The organism is Streptomyces sp. NPDC001617 (assembly GCF_053596855.1).
Window position 1 is genome coordinate 69,630 of sequence record NZ_JBSFHA010000053.1, and the last position, 10,455, is coordinate 80,084.

Annotated in this window: 13 protein-coding genes; 4 read left to right on the forward strand and 9 right to left on the reverse strand. The window is 70.1% G+C overall.

Annotated features, from left to right (window positions below; genetic code table 11):
• The first annotated feature begins 26 nt into the window (after nt 1–26).
• Together ACWC09_RS33005 and ACWC09_RS33010 are read left to right on the forward strand one after the other, a co-directional pair.
• Nucleotides 27–509 carry a hypothetical protein gene (locus ACWC09_RS33005; RefSeq protein ID WP_450854591.1) on the forward strand — a complete coding sequence of 161 codons (483 nt, stop codon included), beginning with the start codon at nt 27–29 and terminating at the stop codon, nt 507–509.
• On the forward strand, nt 506–1,291 hold the full coding sequence (locus ACWC09_RS33010; RefSeq protein ID WP_450854592.1) for an isocitrate lyase/PEP mutase family protein: 786 nt from the start codon (nt 506–508) through the stop codon (nt 1,289–1,291). Before ACWC09_RS33005 ends, ACWC09_RS33010 begins: the two co-directional genes overlap by 4 nt.
• Here the strand turns inward: ACWC09_RS33010 and ACWC09_RS33015 are convergent.
• Together ACWC09_RS33015 and ACWC09_RS33020 are read right to left on the reverse strand one after the other, a co-directional pair.
• Nucleotides 1,288–2,106: an alpha/beta fold hydrolase gene (locus ACWC09_RS33015; RefSeq protein ID WP_450854593.1), complete on the reverse strand. Its 819-nt coding sequence runs from the start codon at nt 2,104–2,106 to the stop codon at nt 1,288–1,290. The two genes, ACWC09_RS33010 and ACWC09_RS33015, sit on opposite strands and share 4 nt — an antisense overlap.
• Nucleotides 2,099–2,686 carry a TetR/AcrR family transcriptional regulator gene (locus tag ACWC09_RS33020; RefSeq protein ID WP_450854594.1) on the reverse strand — a complete coding sequence of 196 codons (588 nt, stop codon included), beginning with the start codon at nt 2,684–2,686 and terminating at the stop codon, nt 2,099–2,101. Before ACWC09_RS33020 ends, ACWC09_RS33015 begins: the two co-directional genes overlap by 8 nt.
• A gap of 85 nt (nt 2,687–2,771) precedes the next feature.
• Between ACWC09_RS33020 and ACWC09_RS33025 the strand changes: the two genes are divergently transcribed.
• A complete protein-coding gene (locus tag ACWC09_RS33025) occupies nt 2,772–3,302 on the forward strand; it encodes a kinase (RefSeq protein WP_450854604.1) in 531 nt (176 codons plus the stop codon).
• Nucleotides 3,303–3,309: 7 nt separating this feature from the next.
• Here the strand turns inward: ACWC09_RS33025 and ACWC09_RS33030 are convergent, their stop codons facing one another.
• The 3 genes from ACWC09_RS33030 to ACWC09_RS33040 all read right to left on the reverse strand — a co-directional run bounded on the left by ACWC09_RS33030 (nt 3,310) and on the right by ACWC09_RS33040 (nt 5,218).
• Nucleotides 3,310–3,549 (reverse strand): hypothetical protein, encoded by a 240-nt coding sequence (locus tag ACWC09_RS33030; protein ID WP_450854595.1) that lies wholly within the window; start codon nt 3,547–3,549, stop codon nt 3,310–3,312.
• A gap of 72 nt (nt 3,550–3,621) precedes the next feature.
• The gene (locus ACWC09_RS33035; RefSeq protein WP_450854596.1) at nt 3,622–4,050 is read right to left on the reverse strand and encodes a VOC family protein; all 429 of its coding nucleotides are present in this window, start codon (nt 4,048–4,050) and stop codon (nt 3,622–3,624) included.
• A gap of 85 nt (nt 4,051–4,135) precedes the next feature.
• Entirely contained in the window at nt 4,136–5,218 is a 1,083-nt protein-coding gene (locus ACWC09_RS33040) for an endo-1,4-beta-xylanase (RefSeq protein ID WP_450854597.1), read from the reverse strand.
• A gap of 109 nt (nt 5,219–5,327) precedes the next feature.
• Between ACWC09_RS33040 and ACWC09_RS33045 the strand changes: the two genes are divergently transcribed.
• Nucleotides 5,328–6,596 carry an MFS transporter gene (locus ACWC09_RS33045; protein WP_450854598.1) on the forward strand — a complete coding sequence of 423 codons (1,269 nt, stop codon included), beginning with the start codon at nt 5,328–5,330 and terminating at the stop codon, nt 6,594–6,596.
• A gap of 59 nt (nt 6,597–6,655) precedes the next feature.
• Here the strand turns inward: ACWC09_RS33045 and ACWC09_RS33050 are convergent, their stop codons facing one another.
• From ACWC09_RS33050 to ACWC09_RS33065, 4 genes are read right to left on the reverse strand one after another with little or no spacing between them, the layout of a single operon-like run.
• Nucleotides 6,656–7,456 carry an ABC transporter permease gene (locus ACWC09_RS33050; RefSeq protein WP_450854599.1) on the reverse strand — a complete coding sequence of 267 codons (801 nt, stop codon included), beginning with the start codon at nt 7,454–7,456 and terminating at the stop codon, nt 6,656–6,658.
• Between the two features lie 5 nt (nt 7,457–7,461).
• Nucleotides 7,462–8,265, reverse strand: a complete 804-nt coding sequence (locus tag ACWC09_RS33055) for an ABC transporter permease (RefSeq protein WP_450854600.1) — start codon at nt 8,263–8,265, stop codon at nt 7,462–7,464.
• A gap of 1 nt (nt 8,266) precedes the next feature.
• Nucleotides 8,267–9,274 carry an ABC transporter ATP-binding protein gene (locus ACWC09_RS33060; protein ID WP_450854601.1) on the reverse strand — a complete coding sequence of 336 codons (1,008 nt, stop codon included), beginning with the start codon at nt 9,272–9,274 and terminating at the stop codon, nt 8,267–8,269.
• Entirely contained in the window at nt 9,271–10,347 is a 1,077-nt protein-coding gene (locus ACWC09_RS33065) for an MFS transporter (protein WP_450854602.1), read from the reverse strand. The genes ACWC09_RS33060 and ACWC09_RS33065 overlap by 4 nt, the downstream gene beginning before the upstream one ends.
• Nucleotides 10,348–10,455: the final 108 nt, after the last annotated feature.

Below are 10,455 nucleotides of genomic sequence, written 5' to 3' on the forward strand. Positions count from 1 at the left end.
AAGCAACACGCGCCTACCGTGCCGGTATGACCGACAACCCGCAGGAAACCCCTGCCCGGCCCGTGCGGGAAACCCTTTCCCAGGCCGTCACCGGCATGGTGGACCACGTCCTCGCCCTCGCCGCCACCTGGACCGCCTGGGACGGGAAGCCCGCCCACGTCGACGACCGTGTCCACACCCCGCACAAGGCCGTCCGCCGCGTCGCCGACCATCTGATCGACCACCTGGCGGAGCTGGAGGCACGACTGGCCGGCGAGGAGCCGCAGCCCGACCGGTGGCACGCCTCGGCCACCACCACCGAGGCCGACCTCGCGCCCTTCACCCAGGAGGACCTCGACGAGGCCCGCAGTCGGCTCACCCGTCTCGCCCGTATCTGGGCCCACCGCCTCGGCGCGCTCACCGACGAGCAGCTCGACCACTCGCCGGGTGAAGGCTGGAGCTTCCGCGAACTCGCCCTGCATCTCAGGGGATCCACGTACTACGCCGACGCCGTGGGGGATCTCTCATGACGGCGTTCGCCGACCTTCACCACACCGAGCACCCCCTGCTCCTGCCCAACGCCTGGGACCACGCCTCCGCAACCGCCCTCGCCGCACAGGGATTTCACGCGATCGGGACGACCAGCCTCGGTGTCGCCGCGGCTGTCGGACTGCCCGACGGCGCCTCCGCGACCCGCGACGAGACCCTCCGCCTCGCCCGGGCGCTGGGCGCCGGGCCCTTCCTGCTGTCCGTCGACGCGGAGGGTGGCTTCAGCGAAGATCCGGACGAGGTGGGCGAGTTCGCGCGGGAGCTGTCGGCGGTCGGCGCCGTCGGGATCAACCTGGAGGACGGCGTCGGACCAGTCGAGCGACACATGGCGAAGATCGCCGCCGTCAAGTCCGCCGCGCCCGACCTCTTCGTCAACGCACGCACGGACACGTACTGGTCGGGGGACAGGAGCAGAGGCGAGAGCGTGAGCGAGACTCTGCGGCGGCTCGACGCCTGTCAACAGGCCGGTGCCGACGGCGTGTTCGTCCCCGGTCTCACCGACCCCGGGACGATCGCCGTCCTCGTCCGGCACGTCCGCGTCCCTCTCAATATTCTCTACTCACCCACCGGCCCCACCCTTTCCCACCTCGCCGACCTCGGCGTGCACCGCGTCAGCCTCGGCTCGCTGCTGTACCGGCGGGCGTTGGGCGCGGCTCTGGAGACGGTTGCGGACATCCGGGCCGGGCGGACACCCACGGGCCCGGCACCGTCGTACGACGAGGTTGCTCGTCGTGGTCGAGCGCGAGGTGCAGGCCGCGGCTAGCCGGGCAGCGGGGCTCGTGGGTCGGCGAGTGGGACCAGCGTCTGCGTGAGTCGCTCGGCGTAGGCGACGGGGTGTTCCAGGACGCCGAGATGTCCGCCGGGGAACTCGACGAAGGAGCTGTCGGAGCGTTCGGCGAGGAACTCGGCGGTGCGGTGGAGGAGTTGACCACGGGAGTCGGAACCTGCGGTGAGGGCGAGACGGGCGGGGGCGGCGGCAAGAGCGTCAGGGGCGGGTGTGTACGTGGAAAAGCGCGGCAGGACACGGGCCAGGAAGATGGCCATGGGAGTGCTCAACTCCTCATCGGCGGACGGTGGTTGTGCCCCGATGGGCTCGTCCGGCTCGCGCCCGGCCAGCAGGGCGCTCATCCGCTCGCCGGCCGCCTGTAGTCCGGCGGCGCGGTAAGTGTCGTACACCTCGCGGAACTTCGCCTGCTGCCGTGCCCCGTCGGGCAGCACGCCCACACACGGCGGCTCGTGCGCGACGATGTGCCGCAGCCGCTCCGGGTGCCGGACGAGCAGGTCGAGCGCGGCGATCCCGCCGGCGCTGATTCCGAGGACGTAGGCCGACTCCCCCTGCGGAAGCACCTCTTCGAGCACCCGCGCCGCGCCGTCGCTCCAGTCCTGCGGCCGCTGGTCGGCGACGGGCTGTCCGAGGCGCCCGTGGCCGAGGCCCAGCGGATCGTGGGTGACGACGGTGAAGCGGTCGGCGAGCGCCTCGGTCACGGGGCCGAGCCCCACCGGGTGCCCGGCGCCCCCAGGGATGATCAGCAGGACGGGTCCGCTGCCTCGCACGTCGTAGTGAAGTTGTTCAGTCATGGTCGTGGGTTCCTTCCCGTGGCCAGTGTTCCAGGGCGATGTGCAGTGCCTCGACCGCTTTCTCCCAGGACCGCTGCACCTCACGCGGGGCGCCGAAGCCGCCGGTCGCCTCGAGGGCGCAGTAGCCGTGGAAGGTGCTGCGCAGCAGGCGGACGGCGTCGGTGAGGTCGGGCTCCTCCAGGCCGTAGGCGCGGAGCATGCCGTAGGTGATCTCGGCGGTGCGGCGCATCTCGGGGGAGTCGGTGATGAGGGACTGGTCGACACGGATCTGGGTGGCGGCGTACCGACCCGGCCGCTCCAGCGCGAACTCCCGGTAGGCGCCGGCGAACGCGGCCAGCGCGTCCTTGCCCGCCCGGCCGGCCACCGCGGTCGCGATGCGGTCGATCAGCTCGCCGCCGGCCAGGAACGCCATCCTCGTGCGCAGGTCCTGCAGATTGCGGACGTGCGAGTACAGGCTCGCGTCCTTGACGCCGAAGTGGCGGGCCAGGGCGGAGAGCGTGACGTTCTCGAATCCGACCTCGTCGGCGAGGTCGGCGGCGGCCGCGGTGATGCGGTCGGGGGTGAGACCGGCTCTGGCCATGGTGATCCGGGTCCTTCCTAGGAGCTCTAGGAAAGAAACTAGCCTGCCCAGGTTTCTGTTGGCGAGCGGATAACGTGGCCGCGTGATGGTGGGCACAGAACAGACCAGACTGATCGTCCTGCGCGGAAACAGTGCCTTCGGCAAGTCGTCGATCGCGGCCGGGATCAGGGACAGGTTCGGCAGAGGCTTGGCCCTCGTCGGCCAGGACAATCTGCGCCGCGTCGTCCTCCGCGAACGCGACCGCCCGGGCGCGGCCAACATCGGTCTGATCGACACGGTCGCCCGATACGCCCTGGACACCGGTTACCACGTCGTCATCGAGGGCGTGCTGTACGCCGATCACTACGGGGACATGCTGGCTCGTCTGCGCGCCGACCACTGTGGCCCGACACACGGTTACTACCTGGACGTCCCGTTCGAGGAGACCCTCGTCCGACACGCCACCAAGCCGCAGGCGGCCGAGTTCGGGGAAGTGGAACTGCGGTCCTGGTACCGGGCACTCGATCTGCTGCCGGGTGGAGAGGAAACCGTGATCGGTGCCGGCAGTTCCCTGGACGAGTCCGTGGACCGCATCATGCGGTCCACGGGTCTGGTCGGTCTGCCCGCGCCGGAGTGAAGGGTGCTCAGCCGAGAAGGGTGCTCAGCCGATCTGTGTGGACCGGCCGATCGGTGCGGACTGCGCGGCCGAGCTCGCCGACCCGCGCCCGTATGTGCTCCGGGTCCCGTCCATCGCCCGCGCACCGCCGCACGGGGTGCTCCGGGGTGTCGCGGCCGACGCGCCGCCGCCCACCGGCCAACTGGGCGGTGCACGGCACTCGTTGCTGCCCGGCGCCCGCGAAGGACTCGCCTACGTCCTCCGCCACCCCGTGCTCCGCGCCGGCCTGGCCTGCTCGACCACCCTCAACGGCTCCCTGCCCCGTCGTCTCGGGAGATGCTCAGTCGAGACAGAACTCGTTGCCCTCGATGTCCTGCATCCCGATACAGGAATCGTTGCCGTCGTACAGCAGCCGCACGCGTACCGCGCCGAGCGCGACCAGGCGTGCGCACTCGGCCTCGAGCGCGGCCAGGCGCTCTTCCCCCACGAGCCCGGTGCCGACCCGCACGTCGAGGTGAACCCGATTCTTGACGAACTTGCCTTCGGGAACGCGCTGAAAGAACAGTCGCGGGCCAACACCCGTGGGATCACTACAGGCGAACCAGGAACCCTGATCCTCAGCCGGCCGCGAGCGATCGAAATCGTCCCAAGTGGCGAACCCCGCCGGCGGAGGCGCTACGACGTACCCCAGCACCTCGCACCAAAAGCGAGCGACGCGCTCAGGTTCCGCGCAGTCGAAGGTGACTTGGAACTGCTTGATCGATGACATCGGCGCACCCTAGCAGGGGGTTCTGTCGCCCCTTCGGACAGGCGAATCCGGAGTCCCGTTTGCGCGGGATGCGGAGCGAATGCCCTCAGACCTTCGGATTGAGTCCGTTCGACAGTCCGGTGTACGCGGGCTTCGCCGCGTAGTTCTCGTCGTACGGCAGCGCGGCCCCGTATCCGCTGAACGTACCCGGCACCCACGAGTACTTGTCAGTGATGCCCCAGGTCGTGATTCCGGCGCAGCGCGCCACGCCCAGGCAGTTCTCGCTCGCCGTCTTGTAGTCGGTGGACTGCTGGGCGAGTTCGGCGGCGGACGCGGGCAGCGGGATGCGGATGTCGAGCTCCGTGACGGACACCTCCAGGCCCAGGTCGGAGAAGCGCTTGAGGTTGGCCTTCATGCTCGACGGCACCCCGCCCACGACGAAGTGCGACTGGAAGCCGATGCCGTTCAACGGCACGCCGTTCGCGAGGAGTTGCTTGGCCAGCGCGTACAGGGCATTGCTCTTCGCCCCCGTCCCCTCGATGTTGTAGTCGTTGATGTACAACTTGGCCGCCGGGTCGGCCGCGTGGGCCCACTTCAGGGCGCTTGCGATGTAACCGGTCCCGAGCTTCGTCTGCCACAGCGAGCCGCGCATCGAACCGTCGTCGTTGAACGCCTCGTTGACCACGTCCCAGGCGTACACCTTGCCCTTGTACCGGCCGACCTCGGTGTCGATATGGCTTTTGAGGATCGAGTTCAGTTCGGACGCCGAGAAGTTGCCGTTCTTCAGCCAGGACGGCAACTGCGCGTACCAGACGAGGGTGTGGCCCCGTACACCCTGGTGGTGGGCCTGCGCATGCGCGACCAGCCGGTCGGCGGCTGCCCAGTTGAAGCTGCCCCGGGTCGGCTCGACCGCGTCCCACTTCATCGCGTTCTCCGCCGTCACCGAGTTGAACTCCCGGTCCAGGACGGTGGTGTACGACGAGTCGGAGCCGAGCGGGGTGTCACCGACGGCCGCGCCGATCTTCACGCCGCGTCCGTCGGCGTATCCGCGCAGGGTGGTCGCGGCGGAGGCGTCCGGGGTGAGCTGGGGGAGAGCTACGGCCGCCGCGGCGACCAGAGCGCCCGCGGCGGCGAGCGGGAGGGGGCGGAAGAGGCGACGGCGGCGGTGGGGCCGCGGGGTGTCCGGCACGGGTGCTCCTCGTAGCGGGGGAGATGCGGGGGTCGCGGGTGCGGGGATATCTCAGTCGCCAGTCGCCGCCGGGGGACGTAAGGTTGCCGCGGATTCGGGGGAGGCGCAGGTGTCGTACGAGACGCAGAAGGACGGCGGCCGCAGTCACGACACCACCCGCACCACCGCCCAACCCCTGTGGCGGCAACGGGACTTCGGCATCTTCTGGGGAGCTCAGACCCTCTCCGTCCTCGGCGACTCCTTCGCCCTGATCGCACTGCCCCTGCTGGTCCTGCAGGCGACGGGCTCGCTCGCGCGCATGGGTCTGCTGACGGCGGTGGGCGGGGCCGCCTCGGTGCTGGCGGCGGTGTTCGCGGGTGCCGTGGTGGACCGGGCGAACCGCCGCAGGCTGCTGATCGCGTGCGACCTCGTACGGATGGTGCTGTACGGCCTGGTCCCGGTCGTCTGGCTGTTCTCCCCGCAGATCTGGCTGCTGTACGTCGTGCTGCCGCTGTGCGAGGCCGTCGGCATGTTCTTCGCCGTCGGCTATGTCACCGTCGTCCGCAGCCTGGTCGCCACCGACCGGCTCACCGAGGCCAACGGCCGCCTCAACGCGACCGCCGCCGCGGCGGGAGTACTCGGCCCGGTGTGCGCGGGGCTGATGGCGGCGTGGGCGGGCCCGGCCGCCGCGGTCGGCGTGGACGCGGCGAGTTTCGGCATCTCGGCGGCCTGCATGCTCCTCGTCCGCCTCCGCCCCCGCCCCGCGGACGACGCCGGCTCACCGCACGGGACCGGCCTCTGGCAGGACCTGCGCACGGGAATCGCTTTCCTCCACAGCCATCCGGTCCTCCGCTCCCTCACCGCCCTCCTCTTCGTCTTCAGCTTCCTCACCCTCGGCCTGATCGACCTGGTCATCTACCACCTCAAGCACGACCTCGGCCACGACGACGGCACGGTCGGCACCGTCATGGCCTGCGGCGCCCTCGGCACGATCGTCGGCTCACTGCTGGTCGCCCGCATCCGTCGCCGCCTCGGCTTCGGCCGCACCTGGACGAGTGCGACCGCGGTCAGCGGTCTGTCCTTCGCCGGCCTCGGCTGGGCGAGCGACGTCCCCGTGGTCGCCGCCCTGAGCGCGGCCTTCCTGGCCTGCGTGGGCATCGCGGGCACCTGCTCGATGTCCCTGCGCCAGGAGATCACCCCCGAGCCGCTCCTCGGCCGGGTCACCTCGGCCTTCTGGACCCTCCAGTACTCGGCGGCCCCCATCGGCGCGGCCGCCCTCACCTGGGCGGCGGAACGACAGGGGACGGCACCGGTGGGCCTGGTGGCGGGCGGCTGTTGCGTACTGATCGCGGTGACGGCGCTGTTCACGCCGATAGGGCGGTCGGGAAACCGTTCCTGACCGGATTTCCGCGTCAACTCGCTTGCTGAAACCGCCAGTTCGGGCGGGCAAACGCTCCGTTACCCGTTCACTCCCGTGTAGTGGCTCAGACTCCAGCGCCAGAGGAGCCTCGCGGCCAGGTACGCGACCACCCCGAGCAGCGGTGACGACGCGGCCAGCCAGTACGGTACGCCCGTGTCGTGCCCGTGCCCGGTCAGTACCGCGGCGGGGAAGTAGGCGACGAACGCCAGCGGGAGGCCGAAGGTGAGGAAGCCGCCCACCGCCTTGGGCAGGACGTTGAGCGGGTAGCTGCCGAAGGTGCCCAGCAGCTCCTCCAGCCAGCGGCTCCAGTAGTCGGCGGTCGGGAAGCGCAGGGAGGCGCCGGCCACCGCGGTGAACAGGGCGGCTTCCAGCAGCATGCCGCCGATGAGGCAGAGGATGAGATACGTGATGCGCCCGGCGTTCCAGTCGAGGTGGCTTCGGGACAGAGCGCCGACCATCAGACCCGTGGCCACGGTCAGGTCTCCGATCGCGTTGGTGGGGAAGTACTGCAGCTGCACCTGCCGGTGGACCGGCATGGGCCGCAGCAGATAGACGTCGATCTGCCCCTCCTGGATGAACCGGCCGATGCCGTGCATCCGGCCCAGGACCAGAACGAACAGCCCGTGCGCCAGCATGCGCGTCGCCGGGATCAGCAGCACCTCCGAGCTGTCCCAGCCGCCCATCCCGGTGAACCGGGTCAGCAGCACGGTCGCGAACACGATCACCGACACCTGCCAGATCGCGCCGATCGCGACCATCAGCAGGAACTCGGTGCGGTACTCCAGCTGGGAGCGGAAGTTGAGACGCGTGATGCGCCACGCGGTCCGGACGGCATTCAACGCCCTCAGCCTCCTTGGGAGATGACACGGCGGGCGGCCCGCCGCCACAGGAACCGGGTGAACAGGTGGAGCAGCACGACCCAGCCGGCCTGGATCGCCAGCTGCTCGCCCGCGTCGGAGAGTCGGATGCGTCCCACGTACAGCGACAGCGGTACGTTGAGCGTCGCCTGGAACGGCAGGAAGGTGCTCAGCGTCCGGAACCACTCGGGGAAGAACCACAGCGGGGCGTACACCCCGGACATCAGGTTCTGCGCGAAGATCAGGATCAGCATCGCCGCGCTGTTGCGCACCGTCCAGAAACACATCTGGTCCAGCAGCAGCATGACGTGGTACAGGACCAGCTGCCCGAGCAGCAGACTGACCACGAACACCCCCGCCACGGCGGCCGACCTGGGTGGCTCGACGACCCCGACCGCGAGACACACCGCGTATCCGGCGAGCGCCCACGCGGCCCCGTAGACCTGCTCGCCGAGGGCGCGCAGCGCGTGGTAGCGGGCGGGCGGCAGTGGGCGCAGGTACCAGTAGACGATGGTGCCGAAGTGCATGTGCTGGATGACCGTGTCCCGGCCCGCGTACTGGTCCAACTCCCGTAGCCGGGAAGCGAGTACGGCCAGCACGGCGTACGTGATCGCCTGCTCGCGGCTCATGCCGGCCGACGAACTCGTGTTCGCGTACAGGCCGCTCCACAGTGACGCGACCAGCACCACCTGGACGACCAGCCGGACCAGGACGGCCGTCATCCGGGGCGGGGCGTGCAGCTCGCCGAGCGGGGTGACGCGGGCGGCGCGCCAGGCATGCAGGACGGCCATCTCAGGCCCCTTCCCCGGCCGGCCCCGCGTGGACGTACGCGGCCCGCATCACGTCCTCCAGGTCCGCCTCGTCGATGGCGACGCCCGTCACCTCGTACCGCTCGATGACCGCCTTGAGCGCCTGGTGGACCGTCGGCGCCTCGGCGCCGTCCGGCCCGAACACCACCTGCGGACCGTCCTGCCGCAGCACCGTGATGCCGGGCGGCGGTACGACGTCGGTGTGCGCGTCGGCGAGCGTGGCCCGCACCTGCCAGGTCGAGCCGTACTTGCGGCGGATCTCGTCGAGTGTGCCGTCGAGCACGAGCCGCCCGTGGTTGATGAGCACGACCCGCTCGGCGAGCCGTTCGACCTCCGTCATGTCGTGCGTGGTCAACAGGACCGTACGGCCGCGCTGTTCGACCTGATGCCGGAGGAACTCCCGCACCTGCTCCTTGACCACCACGTCCATGCCGATGGTCGGCTCGTCGAGGAAGACGACCATCGGGTCGTGCAGCAGCGCGGCCGCCAGGTCGCAGCGGACGCGCTGGCCGAGGGAGAGATGGCGGACCCGGGTGTCCCAGAAGGCCGACAGTTCGAGAATCTCGTCGAACTCCTTGAGGCGGGCGGCGTGTTCGGCCTTCGGCACGTCGTAGATGTCCCGCAGGATCGCGAACGACTCCTTGACCGGCAGGTCCCACCACAACTGGGTGCGCTGCCCGAACACCGCCCCGATGTTACGGGCGTTGCGCTCCCGCTCCTCGTACGGCACCACGCCCGCGACCCGGGCCTCGCCGGAGGTCGGCGTGAGGATGCCGGTGAGGATCTTGATGGTCGTGGACTTGCCGGCGCCGTTCGGACCGAGCAGGGCGAGGAGTTCGCCCGGGGCCACGTCGAAGCTGATGTCGGACACGGCGTGCTTGACGACCCGCTCCGGATTGACCAGGGATCTGAGCGCGCCCGTGAAACCGGGGCGGCGGATCGTGGTGTTGAAGGTGCGGGACAGGCCGCGCACCTCGATGCTGCCGATCAATCGACGAACCTCCGGGTGAGTCGGATCAACCAGACCGTCGCCGCGAGCGAGGCGGCGGAGAGCGCGGTCAGCAGCCAGGGGACCGCATGGATGCCCGAGGCCTCGATGCCCACCCCCAGCAGCGGGGGAGCCGCCACTCCACCGATCATCGACGCGGCGATGACCCAGGCACCGGCACGCCTCGCCTGAGGGAGCGCCCTGTTCAGCCAGGGCAGTCCGGTCGGAAAGACCGGCGCGATGAACAACCCAACACCCGCGTACGCCACCGGCGCCACTCCTTTTACACGTGCCAGCAGCAGGCACACGGTCATGCCGGCCGCGCAGATCGTGAGGATGCGTTCGGGGGAGTACTTCAGGGTGATCGGTACGACGAGGAAACGGCCCGCCGTCATCATCAGCCAGTACACCGAGGTCGCCGAGGCGGCCACGGTCGCACTGAATCCGACGGTCTCCAGATGGGTGGGTTCCCAGCCGCCGACGCCCGCCTCCACACCGACGTTGAGGATGTAGAGGAGGAGGAAGCCGAGCAGGACGCGGGAGAGCCCGAGGCCGCCCCGCTCAGGAGTTGCCGGTGGATCGGTTTCCTTCGTGCGTACGCCACTTGAGCCCAGGGGCACCAGCAGCGCCGCCAGCAGCGCGCACGCCCCGAAGGCGTACCCGTACTCGTCCGGGCCCAGCCATGCCACGACCGCCGGACCGAGCACCGCCCCGATGCCGAAGTGGGCGTTGAGGATGTTCAGCATGGCGGTGGAGCGGCCGCCGAAGCCGATGGCGAAGAGCTGGTTGAGGCCGTAGTCGATGCCGCCGAAGCCGAGACCGCCGAGGAAGGCGGAGGCGAGTGCGAGGGGCCAGTCGGGGGCGAGGGCGAAGCCCGCGGCGCCCAGCGCCATCAGGCCGTAACTCGCCGCCAGCAGCACCCTGTTGCTGATCCGGGAGTGGATCGCGTTGAAGGCAAGTACACCGGCGACACCGCCCGTGAAGTGCAGGCTCAGGCCGAGGCCGGCGCCCGCGGGGGAGAGACCGAAGTCCTCGCGCAGACCCGGCACCGCTGGGCCGTAGAGCGCCTGGAGCATGCCGATGAGGACGAATCCGAGGCAGGACGCGACCGCGGCCCCCCGAACTCGACCAGGACAGCTCTGACACCCAAGGCAGTACCGAAGAAGAGTCCGCACTCCTCCTCG